This is a genomic window from Staphylococcus sp. HMSC072B07, assembly GCF_001815505.1.
Taxonomy (GTDB): domain Bacteria; phylum Bacillota; class Bacilli; order Staphylococcales; family Staphylococcaceae; genus Staphylococcus; species Staphylococcus simulans.
The window spans coordinates 25,242-47,702 of the sequence record NZ_KV820915.1; the positions used below are offsets into that span (position 1 = coordinate 25,242).

The 22,461-nt window shown below is 35.8% G+C and carries 24 protein-coding genes; 6 read left to right on the plus strand and 18 right to left on the minus strand.

All coding sequences use genetic code 11. The features are described 5' to 3' along the window. Positions 1–47: 47 nt before the first annotated feature. The 6 genes from HMPREF3031_RS07375 to ppdK all read right to left on the minus strand — a co-directional run bounded on the left by HMPREF3031_RS07375 (position 48) and on the right by ppdK (position 7,793). On the minus strand, positions 48–1,058 hold the full coding sequence (locus HMPREF3031_RS07375; RefSeq protein WP_037556162.1) for a zinc-binding alcohol dehydrogenase family protein: 1,011 nt from the start codon (positions 1,056–1,058) through the stop codon (positions 48–50). 12 nt (positions 1,059–1,070) lie between these two features. Beyond that, positions 1,071–2,090 carry an NADP-dependent oxidoreductase gene (locus HMPREF3031_RS07380; RefSeq protein ID WP_070724794.1) on the minus strand — a complete coding sequence of 340 codons (1,020 nt, stop codon included), beginning with the start codon at positions 2,088–2,090 and terminating at the stop codon, positions 1,071–1,073. Positions 2,091–2,148: 58 nt separating this feature from the next. Beyond that, entirely contained in the window at positions 2,149–3,036 is an 888-nt protein-coding gene (locus tag HMPREF3031_RS07385) for an alpha/beta hydrolase (protein WP_002479526.1), read from the minus strand. 125 nt (positions 3,037–3,161) lie between these two features. Continuing rightward, positions 3,162–4,175, minus strand: a complete 1,014-nt coding sequence (locus HMPREF3031_RS07390; protein WP_002479527.1) for an NADP-dependent oxidoreductase — start codon at positions 4,173–4,175, stop codon at positions 3,162–3,164. A 173-nt stretch (positions 4,176–4,348) separates the two neighbouring features. Next, complete coding sequence (locus tag HMPREF3031_RS07395) at positions 4,349–5,164, minus strand: pyruvate, water dikinase regulatory protein (RefSeq protein ID WP_002479528.1); 816 nt, start codon at positions 5,162–5,164, stop codon at positions 4,349–4,351. Next, on the minus strand, positions 5,151–7,793 hold the full coding sequence (gene ppdK, locus HMPREF3031_RS07400) for a pyruvate, phosphate dikinase (RefSeq protein ID WP_002479529.1): 2,643 nt from the start codon (positions 7,791–7,793) through the stop codon (positions 5,151–5,153). Before ppdK ends, HMPREF3031_RS07395 begins: the two co-directional genes overlap by 14 nt. Before the next feature lie 216 nt (positions 7,794–8,009). On the opposite strand from ppdK, the gene HMPREF3031_RS07405 reads away from it, so the two are divergent. The 6 genes from HMPREF3031_RS07405 (at position 8,010) to HMPREF3031_RS07430 (ending at position 13,102) form a co-directional block, all read left to right on the plus strand. After that, entirely contained in the window at positions 8,010–8,651 is a 642-nt protein-coding gene (locus tag HMPREF3031_RS07405; protein WP_002479530.1) for a Crp/Fnr family transcriptional regulator, read from the plus strand. An 85-nt stretch (positions 8,652–8,736) separates the two neighbouring features. Further along, a complete protein-coding gene (locus HMPREF3031_RS07410) occupies positions 8,737–10,671 on the plus strand; it encodes a heavy metal translocating P-type ATPase (RefSeq protein WP_070724796.1) in 1,935 nt (644 codons plus the stop codon). After that, on the plus strand, positions 10,610–10,825 hold the full coding sequence (locus tag HMPREF3031_RS07415) for a heavy-metal-associated domain-containing protein (protein WP_002479532.1): 216 nt from the start codon (positions 10,610–10,612) through the stop codon (positions 10,823–10,825). Before HMPREF3031_RS07410 ends, HMPREF3031_RS07415 begins: the two co-directional genes overlap by 62 nt. 102 nt (positions 10,826–10,927) lie before the next feature. After that, entirely contained in the window at positions 10,928–11,452 is a 525-nt protein-coding gene (locus tag HMPREF3031_RS07420; protein WP_002479533.1) for a YfiT family bacillithiol transferase, read from the plus strand. A 179-nt stretch (positions 11,453–11,631) separates the two neighbouring features. After that, entirely contained in the window at positions 11,632–12,111 is a 480-nt protein-coding gene (locus HMPREF3031_RS07425) for a PTS sugar transporter subunit IIA (protein WP_002479534.1), read from the plus strand. A 145-nt stretch (positions 12,112–12,256) separates the two neighbouring features. After that, the gene (locus HMPREF3031_RS07430; RefSeq protein ID WP_002479535.1) at positions 12,257–13,102 is read left to right on the plus strand and encodes a CPBP family intramembrane glutamic endopeptidase; all 846 of its coding nucleotides are present in this window, start codon (positions 12,257–12,259) and stop codon (positions 13,100–13,102) included. Between the two features lie 75 nt (positions 13,103–13,177). Here the strand turns inward: HMPREF3031_RS07430 and HMPREF3031_RS07435 are convergent, their stop codons facing one another. The 12 genes from HMPREF3031_RS07435 to HMPREF3031_RS07490 form a co-directional block, all read right to left on the minus strand. Then, complete coding sequence (locus tag HMPREF3031_RS07435; RefSeq protein ID WP_070684062.1) at positions 13,178–14,398, minus strand: PAS domain-containing protein; 1,221 nt, start codon at positions 14,396–14,398, stop codon at positions 13,178–13,180. Positions 14,399–14,494: 96 nt separating this feature from the next. Then, complete coding sequence (locus HMPREF3031_RS07440) at positions 14,495–15,034, minus strand: histidine phosphatase family protein (protein ID WP_002479537.1); 540 nt, start codon at positions 15,032–15,034, stop codon at positions 14,495–14,497. Continuing rightward, complete coding sequence (locus tag HMPREF3031_RS07445; RefSeq protein ID WP_070724798.1) at positions 15,031–15,273, minus strand: DUF7695 domain-containing protein; 243 nt, start codon at positions 15,271–15,273, stop codon at positions 15,031–15,033. Before HMPREF3031_RS07445 ends, HMPREF3031_RS07440 begins: the two co-directional genes overlap by 4 nt. Before the next feature lie 32 nt (positions 15,274–15,305). Continuing rightward, positions 15,306–16,148: a glycosyltransferase family 8 protein gene (locus HMPREF3031_RS07450; protein ID WP_002479539.1), complete on the minus strand. Its 843-nt coding sequence runs from the start codon at positions 16,146–16,148 to the stop codon at positions 15,306–15,308. 205 nt (positions 16,149–16,353) lie between these two features. After that, complete coding sequence (gene rpsI / locus HMPREF3031_RS07455) at positions 16,354–16,746, minus strand: 30S ribosomal protein S9 (protein WP_002479540.1); 393 nt, start codon at positions 16,744–16,746, stop codon at positions 16,354–16,356. 19 nt (positions 16,747–16,765) lie between these two features. Then, on the minus strand, positions 16,766–17,203 hold the full coding sequence (rplM, locus tag HMPREF3031_RS07460) for a 50S ribosomal protein L13 (RefSeq protein WP_002479541.1): 438 nt from the start codon (positions 17,201–17,203) through the stop codon (positions 16,766–16,768). 213 nt (positions 17,204–17,416) lie between these two features. After that, positions 17,417–18,220, minus strand: a complete 804-nt coding sequence (truA, locus tag HMPREF3031_RS07465) for a tRNA pseudouridine(38-40) synthase TruA (RefSeq protein WP_002479542.1) — start codon at positions 18,218–18,220, stop codon at positions 17,417–17,419. A 4-nt stretch (positions 18,221–18,224) separates the two neighbouring features. Then, positions 18,225–19,031 carry an energy-coupling factor transporter transmembrane component T family protein gene (locus HMPREF3031_RS07470; RefSeq protein ID WP_070724800.1) on the minus strand — a complete coding sequence of 269 codons (807 nt, stop codon included), beginning with the start codon at positions 19,029–19,031 and terminating at the stop codon, positions 18,225–18,227. Further along, the gene (locus HMPREF3031_RS07475; RefSeq protein WP_070724802.1) at positions 19,021–19,881 is read right to left on the minus strand and encodes an energy-coupling factor transporter ATPase; all 861 of its coding nucleotides are present in this window, start codon (positions 19,879–19,881) and stop codon (positions 19,021–19,023) included. Before HMPREF3031_RS07475 ends, HMPREF3031_RS07470 begins: the two co-directional genes overlap by 11 nt. Continuing rightward, entirely contained in the window at positions 19,878–20,687 is an 810-nt protein-coding gene (locus tag HMPREF3031_RS07480) for an energy-coupling factor transporter ATPase (RefSeq protein WP_037556168.1), read from the minus strand. The genes HMPREF3031_RS07475 and HMPREF3031_RS07480 overlap by 4 nt, the downstream gene beginning before the upstream one ends. 357 nt (positions 20,688–21,044) lie before the next feature. Continuing rightward, positions 21,045–21,413, minus strand: a complete 369-nt coding sequence (gene rplQ, locus HMPREF3031_RS07485; protein ID WP_002479546.1) for a 50S ribosomal protein L17 — start codon at positions 21,411–21,413, stop codon at positions 21,045–21,047. A gap of 22 nt (positions 21,414–21,435) precedes the next feature. Further along, positions 21,436–22,380 (minus strand): DNA-directed RNA polymerase subunit alpha, encoded by a 945-nt coding sequence (locus tag HMPREF3031_RS07490; protein WP_002479547.1) that lies wholly within the window; start codon positions 22,378–22,380, stop codon positions 21,436–21,438. Between the last annotated feature and the right edge of the window lie 81 nt (positions 22,381–22,461).

Genomic DNA, 22,461 nt, shown 5'->3' on the forward strand with positions numbered 1-22,461 from the left:
TAGAATTTCGCTTTGTCAGCATTCTTCTAGTGTCATTTATATTTTAATTATGATTCCATATCAAACACAATTTTACCTTTCATCACATGGTCTTCTAGTAATTGATGCGCTTCAAATAGCGTTTCTGGCGTTAATTCATCGAAGACTTTCGTCACTGTCGGTTGATAAACACCCGCTTCTACTTTTTTAGAAACGTCTGTTAAATAACGGTGATATTGAATCACATCTATATTATTCAATGAACGTGCAAACATATTTTCATGTCCAAATGTTAAACTTTTACCTTTCAACAAGTTCAAATCTTGTTTTTCATTGAATGCGACAATCGTCGCAAGTGTACCGCGTGCTTTTACAAGATCAATCATTGTTTCATAATATAAATCTGTATCGAAAGTGCAGAAAATAAAGTCAATGTCTTTAACATTGTTAGCTTCAAGTTGTGCTTTCATATCTTCTTTATAATTGATTACTAAATCTGCACCCATTTTTTCTGACCAAGCTTTAGTTTCTTCTCTGCCTGCTGTCGTAACGACTTTAAGTCCGTATGCTTTAGCGATTTGTGTCGCAATACTGCCGACACCGCCTGCACCATTGATAATTAATAAGGTTTTCCCTTTATTATTATCAGGGTTCGTAGAGATATTGAAAATATCGAAAAGGACTTCATACGCCGTAATAGAAGTTAATGGAAGACTTGCCGCTTCTGTATAAGATACATTGCTAGGTTTGGTCGCCACATAACGTTCATCCATCGTTTGATATTCGGCATTAGAACCATCAAATTTCAATGAACCAGAATAAAAGACTTCATCGCCAACTTGGTAAAGTTCACAGTTATCTCCTGTTGCTTCAACAACACCTACTGCATCATATCCTAAAATTCTAGGCGGTTGTTCAATAGGTCTTTGACGTTGTTTAGTGTCAATCGGGTTTGCGCTGATTGCTTTAACTTTAATTAATAATTCTCTATCTTTTGGCGTTGGTTTTTCTTTATCAAATTCATAAAATAAATTGCCCTCTGATAATTGAAAGGCACGATCTGCTCCAATTGCTTTCATCATCTATACACCTCATTTATCTAATACATTAGAAATTTTTATCACTTGTTTACCAAAATTCTCACCTGTGAAAAGATTATTGAAGGCTTTAGGGACTTGGTCAAAACCTTCTGCTACAGATGTTTTCGTTTTAATCTTACCTTCTTTAACCCATTGTGCTAATTCTTGACCTGCACGCGCAAAGTCATCTTTGAATTGATGCACTAAGAAACCTTGCATCAATGCTTGATGTTTAATTAACATCGGTTGCACTGCAGGTTCGTAAGAAACTTCTGTATCATTATATTTAGAAATAGAACCGCATACCGGTATACGTGCGAATGTATTTAAGTGTTTAAATACTTCATTTGCGACAGTTCCGCCAACGTTTTCAAAGTAGACATCTACGCCGTCCGGTACTGCTTGAGCTAAGGCTTCTGCATAATCTTCTTTCTTATAATCCACCGCTTCATCAAAGCCTAGTTCATCAACAAGATAGCTTGTTTTCTGATCTCCGCCTGCAATACCGACAACACGGGTACCTTTGATTTTTGCGATTTGGCCAACCACTGCACCGACTGCGCCAGAAGCCGCTGAAACCAAGACTGTTTCACCAGCTTTTGGTTGACCGATATCTAACAAGCCGTGATAAGCTGTTTGACCAGTCATGCCTAAAACACCTAAGAATAAATAAGGTGGTACATCTAAATCTGGCAAATGCATTAAATCATCAGCTTTCACTGTACTGTATTTTTGCCATGGCAACATACCAGACACTGTGTCACCTTTTTTAAAGTCAGAATGATTGGATTCTGTTACTTGTCCTACTGCTAAACCTACAATTGGCTGGTCTAATTCAAAACCGCCGATATAAGAATTCGTATTCGGTTTCATACGATTACGCATATAAGGATCAGCTGAAATATAAGCTGTTTCAATTGTGACTTCTCCTTCTTCAGGTGAAGCAATATCAATTATTTCAAAGCGAAAGTCCTCTGCTTTAGGCAATCCTTCTGGATATTGTGCTAACACAATTTGTTCATTTTGTGTCATGTCATCCGCTCCAATCTATGAGTCATTATATTATTAGTATTGCCGAATTATGATTTTTCTAACCTTGCTTACTGCCCCATAAGAACTTAAAGATATTTTCCGCAACTTTATCACTCTCATGAAGTTGACTATGTTGACCTTGTTTACCTTCTATCAAAAGTTCACGATAACTTTTCGCATGATCTTTCATAATATATTTTAAAGATTTAGAAGAAGCATTTGTCACACGACCATCACTGTGTGTACCATCTTGGATATCTCCATAAATATTTAAGATTTCTACATTTTTATAGGCAGGATCTTTTTTCAACTTCAATATTTCTACATAACCATCTGTCATTTGATCAGGCTTCCCATTTTTATCTAATGTTACTTTTCCTGGTTCATCTCCCATACCGATGATGCCATTAAATATACCTGCGATATTGACTTGTTTATGTAAAGTCGGCAAGTCTGGATTATTACTGTTGTCTAACATGTACTTCGCAAACGACATATTACTCATAGAATGTGTCACAATGTTGAATTGTTTAAATTGATAATCTTGTTGTAACGCTTCAAGTACATTTTTAATCCAAAATGCATTCAGTTTCATGTCACCATTTTCGTTATCCTTCAAATTAACTAAAACAATCGGGTGTTTATCTTTCGTATCAAATTTACCTTTTAAAGTGACATGGCCATTTGCCCCTACTGTCGCGACGACCGGCTTTTTCGTATAGCCTTCTTTTTGTGCCTGTGTTTCAAAGAAGCGTAATGAATTCACACTGCCGCCATAACCATGCATAAAAATTGTAGGTGTATTGATTTTTGTTTCTTTATCTAACGGATTTGTGGGGTGATATTCAGCCCATATATACTTAACAATACCTAGTACGCCTAAAACAATCGCAATTATGGCGATAATTCTAATCGTTTTCGCATCAGGTTGATTTTGTTTCTCCATCTCTATCCCCTCGTTCTTTCCTGCTGATTGTATATTTTCACTTAAGTATAGAGGTTTCTTTAAAGGACTGCAATGAAAAATAGGCATTCTAAAAGTGGTGTATCACCTTTAGAATGCCTAAATGATTAATCTAATACGGAAGAAACTTGAACGATTTGTTTGCCAATTTCTTTACCTGTAAAGAGTGCTCTGAATGCACTTGGGATGTTGCCGAAGCCTTTTACTAATGACGTTTTTGTTTTGAGTTTTCCATCTTTGATCCATTGTGCTAAGTCTTTTTCAGCACGTTCAAAATCATCTTTAAATTGAGAAGCTAAAAACCCTTGCATCAATGCTTGATTTTTAATCAACATTGGTTGAACAGCGGGTTCATATGATATTTCTTTATCATTATAGTTAGAGATTGAACCACACACAGGTATTCGCGCAAATGAATTTAAATGCTTAAATACTTCATTCGCAACTGTACCGCCGACATTTTCATAGTATACATCGACACCATTTGGTACTGCTTTAGCTAATGCTTCAGCATAATCCTCTTTTTTGTAGTCGACTGCGTCATCAAATCCAAGTTCATCTATGAGGTATTGTGTTTTAGCCTTACCGCCGGCAATACCTACTACATAGCAATCTTTGATTTTCGCAATTTGGCCGACGACTGAACCGACAGCACCTGATGCTGCTGAAACAACAACCGTTTCACTAGCTTTTGGTTGGCCAATTTCTAACAAACCATGATAAGCCGTTTGACCCGTTGCACCTAAAGCACCTAAATACCAATGCACTAGTATATCATCATCTACATTTAGCACTTCCAAATCTTCTGCCGACATTGTATTATAACGTTTCCATTCAAACAGACCTCTGACAATGTCTCCTTCTTTGAACGTATTGTCTTTTGATTGAATTACTTTTGCGAGCCCTCTTCCCCATATTGGTTGATCAATTTTGAAGGCTGTCACATAAGAAGCCCCTTTAATCATGCCATTACGAAAATAAGGATCAATTGATAGGTATGCTGTTTCTAATAACACTTCACCTTGTTTTGGCTCTATGATTTCAGCTGGTTCATAACGAAACGTTTGTTCATCTGGTAATCCGTCTGGAAATTGTGCGAAGACAATTTGTTCATTTTCCATTTTAACCGCTCCTTTTTTTACTTATACTTCTAAATTAAATGTGAAATGCATAAAGTTCAATATAAGCAACTTAAAAAGCCGTAACTGAATGGAGGCAGTTACGGCTTCGTTTATATTTGTGAGAAGTTATTAAGGAATTTTCTATTATGTTTAATGGATGAATAGAATGGTTGTTATTTGTTCAGGTATTTTTCAATGTAAAATGCAGATTCTTCGATAGATTTATATTCCGTGTTAATGACAATGGCATTAAATTTATCAAAGACTTCTTCCGCATAACTTAATTCTTTTTTAATGCGATGTAAACTGTTGTAGTTGGCTGAACCTTTCATACCCAGTACACGGATGCGTTCTGTACGGATATTCATAATATAATCGGGACTTGCGGTTAAGCCGAATACTAACATTTTCTTGTTGAAGACTTCTTCAGGAATCGGTGCTTCAGGTACTAATGGAATATTGGCGATTTTATAACCTTTGTTCGCAAGATACATACTAAGAGGTGTTTTAGATGTTCGGGACACACCTAGAATCACCGCATCTGCTTCTTCAATACCGGTAAAAACTTTGCCATCATCATATTTGACTGAGAATTCCATTGCCTCAATACGTTCAAAATAGTGCTGATCCATTTTGCGTAAGGCACCGCTTTCACGTAAGGCTTTTTTATGTGTTTTGTTTTCAATTAAATTAAGCAAATCTGTCATATAATCTACATAAAGGATACCTTGCTCTTCAGCATAAGCTTGACCGATTTGATTAAATTTTGGATTCACGAGCGTTGTGATGACAATCGCATCACGCTGCTTTGCTAATTTTAAAATCGTTAGAAATTCTTCTTCATTTTTAATGAAGGGGAATTTCTTAATTTCTACGTCATCTTCTATATCAGGAAACTGCGTTAGTGTCGCATGAATCATACGCTGTGCAGTTTCTCCGATAGAATCTGACACTATATATAATGCTAAATGTTCATTATTGTTTTGCACCGATTGCTCTCTCACTTTCTGCTTGGCTTTGAGCAGCAGCCAACATTGCGCCAGGAACTCTGAATGGTGAGCATGAGACATAATCAATCGCTAAGTTATTGAAATAATGAATTGATTTCGGATCACCGCCGAGTTCACCACAAACCCCAATTTTGATGTTTGGATTTGCAGCTTTAGCTTGCTCTACTGCTGTTTTAATCAACTGACCTACACCATCAACATCCAATGTTTGGAATGGGTCGACTTCAAGTAAGCCTCTGTTGATATATTCACTGATAAATTTACCTGCATCATCACGAGAGAATCCAAATGTTAATTGTGTTAAGTCATTCGTACCGAAACTGAAGAACTCTGATTCTTTCGCAAGTTGCCCTGCAATCAAGCAAGCTCTTGGTGTTTCAATCATTGTTCCGATTAAGTAATCGATCGACGTATTGTCTTTTGCTAACATGCTTTCAGCTGTCGCTTGGATTGTGTCTTTTAATGTTTTGAATTCTTCTACTGTAGATACAAGCGGTATCATAATTTCAGGTTGACTTTCGATACCCTCATTTTTTAATTTTAACACACTGCCGATAATCGCTTCAGTCTGCATTTCAGCAAGTTCTGGATAAGTTACTGCTAAACGGCAGCCACGGTGACCAAGCATTGGGTTAGTTTCATGCAAGTCAACAATACGTTTACGCAGCACGTCTTTATCAACATTTAATTGTTGTGAAACTAATTGAATTTCATCATTTGTTTTCGGTAAGAATTCATGTAATGGCGGATCCAGTAAACGTACAATTGTCGGACGGCCATTAGATAATCTGAAAATCTGTTCGAAGTCTTCAATTTGATATTTACGGATTTCATTTAATGCTTCGATTCGTTCCTCTTGTGAAGAAGCTAAGATGAAACGACGCATTTGAACTAAACGTTCTGCACCAAAGAACATATGCTCAGTTCTGACTAAGCCGATACCTGCTGCATCAAATTGGTAACCTGATGCGATGTCTTGTGGTGTTTCAGCGTTCATGCGTACATTTAAACGTGCAGTTTCTTGTGTCCATTGCATGAAGCGATCAAAGTCTTCACTGTGGTCAGCATCTGTTTTTTCAATATCGCCTAAATAAATATTACCTGTTGAACCATCAACTGAAATGATGTCACCTTCATTTAACGTTTGACCATGATATGTTACAACTTTATTTTCAGTATCGATATTTAAGTTTGAACAGCCTGTTACACAACATTTACCCATACCGCGAGCAACAACTGCCGCATGAGATGTCATACCGCCATGCGTTGTCACAATCGCTTCACTTGCGACCATACCTTCAATATCTTCAGGTGATGTTTCAGGTCGCATTAAAATTACTTTTTCACCTTGATCCGCTTGTACTTTCGCATCTTCTGCTGAGAAGACTACTTTACCTGTTGATGCACCTGGACTTGCAGGAAGACCTGCATCAGAAATTGCTTCTGCCGCTTCAATCGCTTCTGGTTTGAACGTCGGATGCAATAATGTATCAATTGATTTTACATCTACCTTTGTTAGCGCCTCTTCTTTAGTGATAACCCCTTCATCTACTAAATCAACCGCAATTTTCATTGCTGCTTTGGCTGTACGTTTCCCATTTCTTGTTTGTAAAATATAAAGTTTACCGTTTTCAATTGTGAATTCAATATCTTGCATATCTTTATAATGTGCTTCTAATTTCTCAGTCACATCTACGAACTCTTGATAAACCTCAGGCATTTGTTGTGCCAGTGTTTCAATTTCTTTTGGTGTACGAATACCTGCCACAACGTCTTCACCTTGTGCATTTAATAAGTACTCACCAAAGACATGGTTATCACCTGTCACAGGGTTTCTTGTAAAAGCAACACCTGTACCACTGCGGTCTCCACTATTACCGAAGACCATTTCTTGGATGTTGACACCTGTACCGATATCGTGCGGGATATCATTTAAATCACGGTATACACGCGCACGGTCGTTATCCCAAGATTTAAATACCGCTTCAACTGCTTCAGTCAATTGTGTAAATGGATCTTGCGGGAATGGTTTATAAACTTCTTCTTCATAAATTTCTTTGAAACGTGCACTGATGACTTTTAAACCTTCTGCTGGAATTTCAGCATCAGTTTCATAACCATTATCTTCTTTATATTTGTCGAAGTAGCGATCAAATGCTGTCATGTTGATACCGTATACAACTTGTCCAAACATTTGAAGCAAGCGACGATAACAATCATACGCAAAGCGTGCATCATTTGTTTTTTCAGCTAACTTCTCAACATTTTCATCATTTAAACCTAAGTTTAAAATCGTGTCCATCATACCCGGCATTGAAATTTTCGCACCACTACGGACAGAAACTAACAACAAGTTGTCGTCAGATGAAAAAGATTTCCTAGTACGTTCTGAGAAAGCTTTGAGTTGTGTATGTAATTCCTCTTTTAACTCGTCAGATAATGTTGCGCCTTGTTTCAAATATTCAATACATGCTTCTGTAGTTATCGTAAAGCCATCTGGTACTGGTAAACCTAAGCGCATCATTTCAGCTAAGTTTGCACCTTTACCGCCAAGCAAATCCTTCATGGATTGACTACCTTCTTCAAATGCATAAATATATTTTGTCATTTGTAGATCACCTCATCTATTTTTATCAATGTGTCATACTAATTAGTTTGTAGTATGTCATACTGAAAACGCTTTGACAATTAAAAACATACAATTGTTTCAATTAATTTGTTAAATATTTCACTAATTCGTTACATTTTAGTTAAAAGCAATGTTATTTACCCTTTTAATTAAATGAATTAAGCTAAAGATAAGAAGATTAAAGGAGCATCCATAATGAAAGGTTATGAATTATGTGTCAGTAAGGTACCCTTATTCCAAAATTTAGATACAGAAGCATTAGAACATGTCTTTTCAAAAGTTCATGCGACAAAAGTACGTAAAGGCGATTACCTCTTTATGGCTGGAGATGATGTGCATACTTTATTTGTGATTCATTCCGGCAAAGTACGCATCTATAGACTGACGGATGAAGGGAATGAACAATTAATCCGTATTTTAGAACATAGTGATTTTACAGGTGAGTTGACTTTATTTAATGCATCAGATAGTGCTAATACGTATGCAGAAGCGTTAGAGGACAGTGATGTATGTACGATTAACCAATCCTCTATTCATCAATTAATGACAGATTATCCTGAAATCGGAATTAAAATGATTGAAGGTTTGGCAGAACGATTGAATCAATCTGAAACGATGACGACACAAATCGCATTGATGAGCAGTAAAGAGCGTTTACTGGAATACATCCAACTAGAGACAACAGACGGTTTATTAAAGCTTTCAATGACTAAAAAGAATTTAGCGACTTATTTAAGCATGCAGCCAGAAACACTGAATCGTACCTTCAAACAACTGGAACAAGAAGGTGTTTTAGACAAAATCAATCACAATACCTATAAAGTACTGAAAAATTGATCTAGGTCAATTTTATTTCTCTCCTTCTCTCGTATCATTAAAAGTGAAAGCAGACATCACTTCATATGAGAGGAGGAGTTTTTTGATGTTTACAAAATGGATTTATCGTTATGAACAAACATTAACATTAGTCGCATTCATTGCCATTGTAGCTGGCATCTTGATACGTATCTTTCTAAAAGATATTGCTGTAATGGGAGATGCCTTGCTTATCTTTGCGACTGCTATTGCGATGTTGCCTATCGGATTACGTGCGATACAGGCACTACGATTTAAAATGTTCAGCATTGAACTGCTGATTAGTATCGCAGTCATCGGTGCACTCTTTATTGGTGAATTTATCGAGGCAGCTGTTGTAATGTTTCTATTCTTATTTGGAAGTTATTTAGAGAAAAAGACATTAGAACGGACACGTCGCTCCATTCAATCATTAACAGAATTATCACCTGAAGAAGCCTTAATTAAACAAGCGGATGGATCACGTACTTTAGTATCAATCGAAGAAGTTTCAAGAGGTGATCGCATTATATTAACAGCAGGCAGCCGTGTACCTGTTGATGGTCACATCATTGAAGGTGAAGGTACATTTAACGAAGCCTCTATTACAGGTGAATCGGTTCCACTGACAAAGCGCCAACAAGATACGTTATACAGCAGTACGATATTAGAATCTGGTTATGTTGAAATGATTGCGGATAAAGTCGGAGAAGATACTGCGTTTGCGAAGATTATTGATTTGATTGAAGAAGCTCAAGAAACTAAATCTAACACCGAACGTTTCTTAGACCGCTTCGCTAAATGGTATACACCCGCTGTCATTGTATTAGCCGCTATTGTTGGGCTTATCACTTGGAACTTGCATCTCGCAATTACTTTCCTCGTTATCGCATGCCCAGGTGCATTAATTATCGGTGCCCCTGTTTCAAGTGTTGCGGGTATAGGTAATGGCGCAAAACATGGTGCTTTGATCAAAGGCAGTGACATTATGGAGACCTTAGCACATATTGATGTGATGGTCTTTGATAAAACAGGTACATTGACTAAAGGACAACCAGAACTCTTACGTGTACAAACTTATAATAATCCGCCTCATGATTTATTAGGTTTAATCGGTACTTTAGAACAAACCTCTGAACACCACTTAGCCCATGCGATAACAAGTTACGCTGAACAACATCATGTGCTGACGGATTATGTTGTAGAATCAACGACGCCGATTAAAGGAAAAGGCATTGCAGGTCAAGTTGATCATCAACAATTAATCGTCGGTAACCGTGCTTTAATGCAAAATCACCATATTGATATTTCACAAGCTGAACAAGATGCCTTATACGAAGAACAAACCGGTCATACTTTAGTCTTTGCGGCAATTAACGGAAAACTAGCAGCTGTTTTATCGATTAAAGATGAAGTACGTGAAGATGCGAAACAAGCCATTGATCTAATGAAACAACATGGTGTGAAACGTACCATTATGTTAACTGGTGATAATGCACATACTGCACGTGTGATAGCAGAACAGTTAGATATAGATGAGGTTGAAGCGGGCTTATTACCGGAAGATAAAACAGCTTACGTTAAACAACTACAAAATCAAGGTTATCATGTTGCGATGGCTGGTGATGGTATTAACGATGCCCCTGCGATTGCGACTGCAGATATCGGCTTAGCTATGGGAGACGGCGGTACAGATATTTCAATGGAAACCGCAGATATCGTATTAATGGCGGATCGTTTAAAACAATATGCTCATGCATTCTTATTAGCTAAAGCCACACACCGTAATATTAAACAAAATATCTGGATTGCGATGCTGACAGTATTTGCACTGCTCATCGGTGTACTCCTCGGCGGTGTGAACCTAGCAATTGGAATGTTTATCCATGAAGCAAGTGTCTTAGTCGTAATATTCAACGCCATGCGTTTAATCAAATTTAAAATTAAAGGAGAAGATTTAAATGAAACAACTCAAACTACAATTAGAAACCCTGACATGCCCTACATGTATCAAGAAAATTGAAGGTGCTTTAAATAAAACAGAAGGTGTTGAATCAGCAAAAGTCTTATTCAACAGCAGTAAAGTCAAAGTTAAATATGATGACACAATCATCTCTTCTGAACAAATCAGCGAAACAATAGAACAATTAGGGTATAGTGTCTTACAAGTAGCTTAGTCTTTCATACAGAATATTAAAGTAAAATAAGTCAATTATCTATTTAAATTCACGTGTGATATACTAGCACTTCATTCAATATTTGATGAAAGGTGATTAACCATGCTGAAAAATCAATTTCCAATCGGTAAGTTCCAAAAACCAGATCGTTATAGTGTAGAAGATTTAAACACGTGGATTGATGCGATTGAAGAATTACCAGATATACTCACAACACTCACAACGAACGCATCTGCAGAAGAACGTCATGCGACCTATCGTGAAGGCAGTTTCGATGTTCAAACTTTAATTCACCATATTGCTGATAGCCACATGCACGGTTTTATTCGTACGAAACAAACATTGACTGAAGACCATCCATTTGTCACATCATTCCTACAAGATGCTTGGGCTGAAGCTCCAGACAATCAAGCACCCTTAGAATACTCACTAGAACTGATTGACGGTATGCATAAACGTTGGGCCATCTTATTACGTGAGCTGCCCATCGAAGCATTTGACCGTACGTTCTACCATCCTGAAGAAGGTGAAGGTAGACTTGCAGATCTTGTAGCTAAAATGGCTTGGCATGGTAACCATCATCTAGAACATATTAAATTGGCACTAAAGGAAATTGAGGAAAGTTAATATATAGGTTATAAACGTCGGTGTCTTACATCGACGTTTATTTATGACAAATATTTTAAAATTGTGGGATGTATTGTGGTATAAAACACATAATACATTGACATCTATCTATTCATTTACCTATACTTTAATTGACCAGATAAATATTAAAATACTTACTAACGAAGAAGGAGCAACTTATGACTCAATTATTTTCAAAAGATAGCGTTTTTGTCTCAAATGCGGATAGTAAAGAAGCGGTACTAACAGAAGTATCAGAAGCATTAGTAAAAGCAGGTTATGTAAAAGACAATTTCTTAGAACATGTTTTAGATCGTGAAAAAAATTACCCAACAGCCCTAAGTTTATCAAATATCAGTGAAACATATCCTAATGTGGCAGTACCTCATACTGAACCTGAATTTGTAAACACAACTAAAATTGTACCTGTTAAATTAACTAACCCTATCGTATTCCAAAATATGAGTTCACCTCATAAAGATTTACCAGTAGAATTCTTATTTGTGATTTTAAACGGTACAAAAGCAACTCAAGTACATTTATTATCAGACCTTATCGTGTTCTTTGAAAAACAAGATAAAGCTGAATTAGAAAAATTCTTTAAATTGACTGATACAGATGCGATTTATGAGTATCTTCAAGCAAACTTTAAAAAATAATTTTTTCTACTAACGACATTCCTATATTGCTTTAATCCTCAAATCAAATTGGTTTGAGGATTTTTTATGTTTAAAGGACCAAAATTAAATAAAATTGGGTATTATTATTTAAATGCTTTTACAATTTAATATTAAGGAGAACGCCATGCAGAGAAATAAATTACGTTTATTGATTCCTATTGTCACTTTATTATTAATTATGGTTTCAGCTTTATATGTACAAATTACACAGAATGGTTTTATTCAAACGAGCGCAGATACCAAAGACAAAACTCATTTTATGAATATTTGGTTGATCTATTTAATTCCACTTGTTGTGCTATTTGTTTTACCTTTACACTTTAAGTTTCAACCTCTTATTCAGAAACCTTTGAAGTCAGAACGTATTTTACTCATATTAGGTGTTTTATATATCGTACTTGTGTTTCTTACACCTAAACCCTACTTTGAGCTCTTTTATATTTATAAATTTGTATTATTGTTGTTGATTCCTTTATGGATTATTAAGCGAGAAAAACTGTCCATACTCTCTAAAGCTAATCCAGTGATTGATTGGTCTCTTGCGCCTATTGTCTATGTAATTTGGTTAGTGCTCTATTTTAGTCCTTTGAACAACTTATCTAATATCTCTTATGATGAACCTTATCTTTTCGTACTGATATTTGCGATCATTTCAATATTAATGAATGCTGTATTAGAAGAAGTATTTTACCGTGTGTGGCTACAAACACGTTTAGAACATTTGGGTATAGTATCTTCTGTATGTATCAGCACAGTGCTTTGGTCTTTATGGCATGCGGGCATCCAAGGACAAGGAAATCTTTTGGATTTGTCAGCACAAGCATTGGTCACACATGCACTTGCGGGGATATTCCTTGGCTTTTTCTGGGCCAAATATCGAAATATCTACTTACTGATATTAATTCATATCTGTATGAATTTCCCGCTATACTTGATTACTTATTGGTCAAAATTCTTACCGTTTCTTTAAAACGACTGTGATAAATGAACAACCCACGAATCATTATTGGACTCGTGGGTTGTTCATTTTATTATTAATTAACGTTTATTGTTTAGTCGCATCTCGTTTGAACTTTTGTGGTAACTCAAAGAATGGTTGAATATCTTGTACATATTCTAAAATACCAATATATTCATCTTTTTCATCAAATAAAGCTTTGTATGTGACGTGAATGAATTGGTTACCTTTTTTAAACCACATGGATTCAGACTTTTTTTGTTTTGTTTTCAAATCACGAATAATCTGCATCACTTTGCTTAAACTTTTTGGTGGATGACAATTAGCCACATTTCTCCCAATAGAGATAGATGTACGGATAAACATCATGTCAGACGCTTCAACTAAATCATTGAAATACTTAAAAGTGCCGTTTTTATCTACAAACGTAATTTCTACTGGCAAGTTATTTAAAATAAGGTCCGCTTCTTTTGTCGTTAAGAAACCTCCACCAAAGCGCAAATTCTGTTGCCCTTGTTTTGCATCATATTTTGCGTCAATAGAAGTTAATTCTATTTCAGAATCGTGCCATATCTCAGTGACTTCTACCGCATAGCCAAAAGCGCTACTTTCGTGCGCAATTTGTTGCCACTCAACTGCACTGATGTCTTCCTGCATTAGTGGGATGAATAGTATCTCTTCTTGGCGTAACATATCCGTTAAACTGCTTTCTAATTCAGTATAAGCATTTTGAATATGTCGCCAATCTACTTCTTCAAGTTTAGCTACACGTTTTTGTAGTTTATTCAACGCAAAACGAATCACATCATCATCTGCCCACATTTTTCTCGGTAAGATATACTCTCCTCTTCGTTCTATGACAGGAAAGATAATCTTTTCTTTACGATTAAAATGTGGAATTAAACCTGAAAGTGTTTGAACTTTCCTTTTAAATAATTCAATCGCTTCTGTTTCATTCGCCTTTACTTGATCTAACAAAGCGCTCGTTTCTTGAAGCAATGACTTAAATATATTAATTTCTTGTTGGAAGATATTCAGTGGATGCGTTTTATCATTTGAAAGTGTGATTTCTGTCAGTGATTGTTTTGTCACCTTTTCATATGTTGAGACAAAACGTTCTATTTCATACATAGACGTAAATTTTTCAATAAAGTAAAGCTGTCTAAGTGCTTCTGTTATTTTACTGCTTGATTCGTTTTGAGAGAGTTCTATTAACATGTCAGTAATATCTTCTTGATGTATATGTTGATCAATGAGTCCTTTAACTTCTTCTTTAACCTCATTTGAAACTGAACTAATATTAAACATCACAAACACCTGCAATTCTTATATTTCATCTCTTCTAGTATAACTGTTTAATATCAGTGACGATATTAGCATATTCACTGAATTTTATCAGATTAATCACTGAATATGTGTTAATATTTGTGTTTGCGTATCCCATTCATAGATCGCAGGCATTTTCATCTGAAGGAAATCTTCATATTGAAACTTGCCTTTAGTTAAATGATTAAATAACAGTGACATTGCGGTGCCATGTCCACATATTAATAATGTAGATACATTACTATTCTTTATAATTTGATTATAGGTTTGAACGATACGATCTTGAACTTCATTTAAAGACTCACCATTTTCCAACTTATAGTCAAAATCTCGCCACTGCTTTTCCGCAAATTCATAAAAGTCTTCTACCCAGCGTCCTATTTTTCTTTCACGCAAACCTTCGTCTTTATTAATCAGCAGCTTCAATCTTTTTGCTGTGGGTAATACAGTTTCTATGACACGACGATAAGGACTGGCGTATATCTGTTCAATGTTTTTATCGTCAAAAAAAGATGCCAATGCTTCTGCTTTATTCAGCCCTTCTTTAGTTAAAGGTGCAATGACATCTTCTTTCACACTATTATCTCTTAATGAATGTCTGACAAAGTATATTTTCATTCTTTTTTATTCTCGTCCTTCTCATCCTCTTCTTCATAAATTGTTAAACTCAAATCAATATAATCTTCCATTTTACTACCTTTACCTTCTTGAGGCTTCCACAGTACTCTTTGGTAATCTGTTCCTCCATCCAAAAAGATACAACCACATTTACAATTGACCATTTCATGTCTATGTGTAGATTCAATAATATCTCCGCACATTTTACATTTCGCAATACTTCTGATGATTTTTTTCATGATGTCCCCTTCTTTCAAGTATTGAGTTTTATTTAATCATTTAAGTTTTCAAGTTGTTCTAATCTTTTTTGATACTGAAGATATAACATGGTAAATCTACTGTTGCTTTTGTTATCCCAAGGTTTTGGACGACCACAAAAATGTAAGAACACAGTATGATAGGCAACCCAATGTGTATCGTACTTACCTACACTTTTTGTATAATACATATTTGCTTGTCTTGTGTCATAATTCCAAATTTCTTCCGGTATTTCTTTAATCTTATCACCATACAAACTATTCATAACGTCTTGATCAGGTAATAATAAGTATTGATTATTTTTCTCTATAAAATTAAAAATATCATCCATGCTTATTTCTTGTCTTGCTTTTTCTACATCAATCAACATAACTCCTGAATTGAAATATACTTGACCTTGTTTCGTACCTAAACGTAGATTATTCATGCCTTGTGAAAATTTTGTAAATCCTTCATGTGTTGCTGCCGCAAATATATTCCTTTCTAAATTCAGATTCCATAAATCGTCTATTGTATTAATCACTAAAATATCTGGATCTAAATAAAGTACTTTTGTCACTGATTCAGGCAGTAATTCACCACACGCTAATCTAAAGTACATTTCTTGAGGATAACGTTCAACTGTTTTCGCATTGCCAAAATAATTAGGCGGTACTTTAACTTCTTCTAATTCCATATTAAATGATGACAATAATTCTTCTAACTGCATTAGTTTACTTTGTGTTATCTTCTCATGAACCAACCAAACTTTAAATGATAAATGGGGATTCGTATCATGTAATGATAACAACATAACCTTTAATGGTTTCAAATAGTTTTCATTTAGCGTTACTAAAATATCTACTTTTTCATGCAATGTTACCGCCTCCTTCTTTTAAAATAATCATATCACACACAACTAATTAATTAGAATTGAAAGCACCAGCGAATTAATGATATGAAAGGATACCAGAAATGAAAAAATTTCTAAAAGGTCGATATGTAAATAACTTTTACGGGCATAAAAAAACACTCCCCAAACTTGGGAAGTGTTTGAATAATAATAATCGTTTGTCCAACAATTAACGTTTTGAGAATTGTGGTGAACGACGTGCTTTTTTAAGACCTGGTTTTTTACGTTCTTTCATACGTGGGTCACGAGTAAGTAATCCAGCGCGTTTTAAAGAACTTCTGTATTCAGGATCTGCTTCTAATAATGCACGAGCGATACCGTGACGGATAGCTTGTGCTTGACCTGTGAAACCGCCACCGTTAACGTTAACTAAAACGTCGTAGTTACCTTGAGTTTCTGTAACTTCGAATGGTTGGTTTAAGTCTAAGATTAATGATTCGAATGGTAAATATTCACGTACGTCAACACCGTTTACAGTGATGTTACCTTCGCCTGGTACTAAACGTACACGTGCTACTGAGTGTTTACGACGGCCTGTGCCTCTATATTCAACTTGTGCCAATGTAATTTCCTCCTTCTAATTAACCACGTAACTCGTAGTTTTCTGGTTGTTGTGCAGCGTGTGGATGTTCAGCGCCACCATATACAAATAATTTTTTACCTTGTTTTTCACCTAAACGGTTGCTTGGTAACATACCTTTAATTGAAATTTCAAGTAAACGTGCTGGGTTTTTCTCTTTTAATTCACCAGCTGTGATTGATTTAATACCACCTGGGTAGTTTGAGTGACGGTAGTAAACTTTGTCAGATTCTTTTTTACCAGTCATTTCGATTTGTCCAGCGTTGATGATGATTACATAGTCACCGTTATCAACGTGTGGTGTGTAAGTTACTTTATGTTTTCCGCGTAAAATAGTTGCTACTTCTGATGATAAACGACCTAGTGTTTGGCCAGCCGCATCAATAACATACCATTTGCGCTCAATGTTTGATTCATTAGCCATAAATGTTTGACGCATAATAATTGTCCTCCTAATAATAACTGCGTGTTGAGTTGCTTTTTAAAAAATCAATGTTACGATTCAAAGCTCAGATAATTTCAGATTGTTGATTTCGTTTCGACTTTGCTTCTATATCTAGTAACACAATAAGTTTCCGGGGCTTATCGTGGGGTGATATAAAACAATACCGCATATAATCGTATAATTTATTAGTGTATTTGTCAATACGAATCAGTCATTTTGCAATGATTTTTTGCGATGAATTTTTATATCTGAACCAAAATCTTGTATCAGTGATTCTGGTGATAAATATATCTTTTCTAAATACAATCCTTCTGCGGGTGCAGTGAACGGTACTTGATTACGATCTTTCGCTTCTAATAAGCCTGGAACTTCGTCTGGTGATCGCTTACCTTTACCGACTTCGATTAAAAACGCGACTAACACACGTACCATATTATATAGAAAACCAGAGCCAGTCACAACATAGTCAAAGCCATTTTTTGTTTTAATAATTTCACTTTGATAAAGCGTACGCTCTTTACTTTCTACTTCGGTCTTTTGTGAACAAAATCCTGTAAAATCATGCGTACCGATAAATTGTTGTGCTGCTTGATTCATTTTATCTAAATCTAAGTCATAATCATTATAAGTTTTTAAACCGCTCATAAAAACATCGCGATGCGCACCTTGATACACCATATAACGATATCGCTTTCCTACGCAGTCATAGCGGCAATGAAAGTCGTCATCGACGATTGATACCTCTTTGACATAAATGTCGTCAGGCAGTGCGCTATTCATCGCATATTGCCATTGCTTAGGTGCGATATCTAGTTCTGTATCAAAATGGAAATATTGTTCCATCGCATGCACCCCTCTATCTGTTCTGCTTGAAGGATGGATACGTACATGACGCTTATGCATACGTTTTAAAATCTTCTCAAATTGTTGTTGCACGGTTCTACCGTGTTGTTGAATCTGAAAGCCTAAGAAGTTGCTTCCTTGATACGCTATATTAACTAAAATACGCACACGTCTACACTCCTAAATATTTTAATACAAATAATATAACCGCAATTGGAATCAATGAACCGATAAGCAAAGTATCTTTCCAATGCCATTCTAATTTACGGAAACTTGTACGTTTTGATTTTACATCATATCCACGTACTTCCATCGCAATTGCTAAATCTTCTGCACGTTGAAAGGCAGAAATAAATAGTGGAATCAGTAATGGAATAAATGCTTTGATTCTTTGTCCCATTGAACCTGAACTAATTTCAGATCCTCGTGATTTTTGCGCTAAAATAATTTTATCTAACTCTTCCATTAACGTTGGGATGAAACGTAGCGCAATGGACATCATCATGCTTAATTGTTGTACAGGGACTTTTACAACTTTAAGCGGCGATAAAATTTTATCAAAGGCATCTGTTAATGCGATCGGATTCGTTGTTAAAGTCATAATCGTTGAAGCCATCATAATGAACATCAACCGCATAGATATAAAGATCCCTTCTTTGATACCACCTGAATCAATCGAAATAAATTTCCAGCTGAACAACGTCGTTCCGCCTTTAGTTAAAAACAAATGCATTAAAAACGTAAAAATTAAAAAGAACAGTATTGGGGTTAAGCCTTTTAATAAATAAAACAGCTTGATTTTACCACAATACATAAATATCAATAACACTAACAACATCCACCCATACATCGGGAAGCTATGACAGAAAAAGACTAAGACAATATAGAAAAAGACAAATGCTAATTTAGCTCTAGGATCCATACGATGTATTATCGAATCCAGAGGTAAATAGCGACCAATGATAAATTTATTTTTCATTTCGCTGCCACTCCCTATAGAGTTCAATAAACTCTTCGTCAGTTAATGCTGTATCAGATAGTTTAGTCTGATGTTTGTGTTCAAAGTCTCTTTGTAGTTGCACAATGTCTGGTAAATCCAATGAATAATCATTAATACGCTCGGAATCACTGAATAATGCTCTTGGTGTCCCCTCATATACAAGCGTTTCTTGTTGTAAGACTTTAATACGGTCTGCATATTGTGCAACGTCATTCATGTCATGAGTTACCAATACGATAGTCTTTCCTTCCTGCTGCAACTGTTTTAGTAAACCCATCACTTGCTTTCGACTGTGTGGATCTAAGCCTGCTGTCGGTTCATCTAACACAATGATGTCTGGATCCATCGCAAGAATTGAAACAATCGCAATTTTACGCATTTGTCCTCCAGACATTTGAAAGGGTGACTTGTTCATCACATCGCGGTCAAAACCTAATTTCATCAGTAAACGATATGCGTAGTCCTTTACCTTGTCTAAGTTCATATTGAAATTTTTGGGACCGAACAGAATCTCACGCTCTACACTATCTTCAAAGAGTTGTGATTCTGGAAATTGAAAGACAAGCCCTACACGTTGTCTCATAGGGCGAATCGCTTTATCCTTAGTCTTTGCCTTCAGAACTAAATCATCAAGCGCTACGGTGCCGTAAGAGGGCTTTAACAAGCCATTAAAATGTTGGATTAATGTAGATTTGCCTGAACCTGTCTGACCAATAATCGCATAATAATGTCCTGGTTCAAACTCTGTATTGATTTGATGTAATGCTTCATATTCAAAAGGTGTGCCTTTTTGGTACACATATGTGACGTCGTTAAATTTTATACTCATAAACGTGCCACCAGTGCATCATATGTCAGAAACTCAGACGGGTTACCAAGCAATGAATTAATGCGCATTGGAAATGGTAAATCTAAACCTATTTCTGTTAATGATGCTCCTTTCTCAAAAATTGCTTCTGGTGTACCTTTTTCATACACCTCTCCACGATTCATCACAATCATATAATCTGAATCTAATGTTTCAGTTAAATCATGTGTAATCGAAATAATCGTTACATTTTTTTCAGTGTTCAAATGTCTGACCAGCTGCATCAGCGATTGTTTGCCTTCAGGATCTAACATAGATGTGGCTTCATCTAAGATAATCACATCTGGACTTAAAACTAATACACCTGCAATCGCAACACGTTGTTTTTGTCCGCCTGATAAGGCTTGTGGTTCATGATTACGTTGTGCATACATTTCAACTTCTTTTAATACTTGCGGGACAGCTTGATGCATTTCTTTGTAAGGGACTTCGAAATTTTCTAAACCGAATGCGACATCATATTGAACTGTAGAGCCCACAAATTGGTTCTCAGGATTTTGAAAGACTATGCCTAGGTGTTGACGAATCTCTGCTAAATTATCAGCTGTCATTGGTTGACCGTTTACAAGAATTTCCCCTTTTTGAAACGGCATCATACCCATCATCAGTTTTGCGATGGTAGATTTACCTGAACCATTATGACCGACAATAGAGGTCCATTTACCTTTAGGGATATTAAATGATAGATTTTTTAATGTGAACCATTCGTCGCCTTGGTATTGAAATGACACGTCATTAAATTCAATAATGTTCTCTGTGTTCAATATGACTCTGTCCCTTCTGTTTATTTTCACTCTACTTATTGTACATGAATATACGATATGTGTATATCCAAGACTATGTATCAAAAGCCCCTGTACCTAAAGAGAGTAAAGGGGCTTCGAAATAAAAAAGCGCGCACCCCATTCAATAATTGAGTTCACGCTTTAAAAAATATTAAGTTCTGTGAATGGGGTACTCTGAGCTAGACAATATTTGTATGTGGCAAACATTATCGTTGCACTCATTTGCTTTATATATTCATAAGTTCAGTGTGTTTACTTGTACAATGATAAGCGCACAATGTCATCACCATCGTGTGCTTCTACTTATCATCGTTGCTTTGTTACAAGTTAAAGTTGGAATTAAACGAATTCGATAATTGCTGCTTCAGCACCGTCTCCGCGACGAGGACCTACTTTAAGTACACGAGTGTATCCGCCTTGGCGTTCTGTGTAACGAGGAGCAATTTCACCGAATAATTTTTGTAAAGCTGTTTGTGTAGTTTCATCTTCGTTTAAGATTTCAACATCACGAACGATTCTAGCTGCTTGACGACGTGAAGCTAAATCTCCTTTTTTACCTAAAGTGATTAATTTATCAACCACACCGCGTAATTCTTTAGCGCGAGCTTCAGTTGTTTCAATACGCTCATTAACGATTAATGAAGTAGCTAAGTCACGTAACATTGCTTTACGTTGATCAGATGTACGACCTAATTTTCTGTAACCCATGAGTTAACCTCCTTTACCTTTATCAATCTTCTTTTCTTAGACCTAAACCTAAGTCTTCAAGTTTGTATTTTACTTCTTCTAAAGATTTACGACCTAAATTACGTACTTTCATCATATCTGCTTCAGATTTGTCAGCCAATTCTTGAACGCTGTTGATGCCTGCACGTTTTAGACAGTTATAAGAACGTACTGATAAGTCTAATTCTTCGATAGACATTTCAAGTACTTTTTCTTTTTGATCTTCTTCTTTCTCAATCATGATTTCAGCGTTTTTCGCTTCATCAGTGAGTCCAACAAAGATGTTCAAGTGTTCAGTCATAATTTTTGCTGCTAATGAAACTGATTCTTGTGGAGTGATTGATCCATCAGTCCATACATCTAATGTTAATTTATCAAAGTCACTGCTTTGACCTACACGAGTATTTTCTACTGTATAGTTAACTCTTTCTACTGGTGAGTATAAAGAGTCTACTGGTATAACACCAATTGGTAAATCACTAGTATTATTTTGTTCAGCTAATGCGTAACCTCTACCCTTATTCGCAACAAGACGGATTTTTAAATGTCCACCTTTAGCAACTGTAGCAATTTTAAGCTCTGGGTTTAAAATTTCAACATCACTATCATGAGTAATGTCAGCTGCAGTTACTTCGCCTTCATCTTTAACATCGATTTCTAATGTTTTATCTTCTTCAGAATAAATTTTAAGAGCTAGTTTCTTAATATTCATAATGATTGTAGATACGTCTTCAACCACATTTTCAATTGCTGAGAATTCGTGTAGAACTCCCTCAATTTCGATGTACTTAACGGCTGCACCTGGTAATGAAGATAGTAGGATACGACGTAAGGAGTTTCCTAGCGTAGTGCCATAGCCACGTTCTAGTGGTTCAACAACAAACTTACCGAATTTAGCATCTTCACTAATTTCAATTGTCTCAATTCTAGGTTTTTCAATTTCTATCATTATTTACATATCCTCCTTGGTTACGTCGACTTATAAGATACAGTTTATCTTAGTGATCTGCGGAAAATAACTATTTCTTGA

Excerpts from the sequence above, each read along its gene's own strand:
- rplM (WP_002479541.1), bottom strand. The coding sequence starts at position 17,203 with ATGCGTCAAACATTTATGGCTAATGAATCAAACATTGAGCGCAAATGG.
- HMPREF3031_RS07385 (WP_002479526.1), bottom strand. The coding sequence starts at position 3,036 with ATGGAGAAACAAAATCAACCTGATGCGAAAACGATTAGAATTATCGCC.
- ppdK (WP_002479529.1), bottom strand. The coding sequence starts at position 7,793 with ATGACAAAATATATTTATGCATTTGAAGAAGGTAGTCAATCCATGAAG.
- HMPREF3031_RS07440 (WP_002479537.1), bottom strand. The coding sequence starts at position 15,034 with ATGAAAATATACTTTGTCAGACATTCATTAAGAGATAATAGTGTGAAA.
- HMPREF3031_RS07445 (WP_070724798.1), bottom strand. The coding sequence starts at position 15,273 with ATGAAAAAAATCATCAGAAGTATTGCGAAATGTAAAATGTGCGGAGAT.
- HMPREF3031_RS07390 (WP_002479527.1), bottom strand. The coding sequence starts at position 4,175 with ATGGAAAATGAACAAATTGTCTTCGCACAATTTCCAGACGGATTACCA.
- HMPREF3031_RS07470 (WP_070724800.1), bottom strand. The coding sequence starts at position 19,031 with ATGAAAAATAAATTTATCATTGGTCGCTATTTACCTCTGGATTCGATA.
- rplQ (WP_002479546.1), bottom strand. The coding sequence starts at position 21,413 with ATGGGTTACAGAAAATTAGGTCGTACATCTGATCAACGTAAAGCAATG.
- HMPREF3031_RS07490 (WP_002479547.1), bottom strand. The coding sequence starts at position 22,380 with ATGATAGAAATTGAAAAACCTAGAATTGAGACAATTGAAATTAGTGAA.
- HMPREF3031_RS07405 (WP_002479530.1), top strand. The coding sequence starts at position 8,010 with ATGAAAGGTTATGAATTATGTGTCAGTAAGGTACCCTTATTCCAAAAT.
- HMPREF3031_RS07410 (WP_070724796.1), top strand. The coding sequence starts at position 8,737 with ATGTTTACAAAATGGATTTATCGTTATGAACAAACATTAACATTAGTC.
- HMPREF3031_RS07435 (WP_070684062.1), bottom strand. The coding sequence starts at position 14,398 with ATGTTTAATATTAGTTCAGTTTCAAATGAGGTTAAAGAAGAAGTTAAA.
- HMPREF3031_RS07420 (WP_002479533.1), top strand. The coding sequence starts at position 10,928 with ATGCTGAAAAATCAATTTCCAATCGGTAAGTTCCAAAAACCAGATCGT.
- HMPREF3031_RS07380 (WP_070724794.1), bottom strand. The coding sequence starts at position 2,090 with ATGACACAAAATGAACAAATTGTGTTAGCACAATATCCAGAAGGATTG.
- HMPREF3031_RS07375 (WP_037556162.1), bottom strand. The coding sequence starts at position 1,058 with ATGAAAGCAATTGGAGCAGATCGTGCCTTTCAATTATCAGAGGGCAAT.
- HMPREF3031_RS07425 (WP_002479534.1), top strand. The coding sequence starts at position 11,632 with ATGACTCAATTATTTTCAAAAGATAGCGTTTTTGTCTCAAATGCGGAT.
- HMPREF3031_RS07475 (WP_070724802.1), bottom strand. The coding sequence starts at position 19,881 with ATGAGTATAAAATTTAACGACGTCACATATGTGTACCAAAAAGGCACA.
- HMPREF3031_RS07430 (WP_002479535.1), top strand. The coding sequence starts at position 12,257 with ATGCAGAGAAATAAATTACGTTTATTGATTCCTATTGTCACTTTATTA.
- HMPREF3031_RS07415 (WP_002479532.1), top strand. The coding sequence starts at position 10,610 with ATGAAACAACTCAAACTACAATTAGAAACCCTGACATGCCCTACATGT.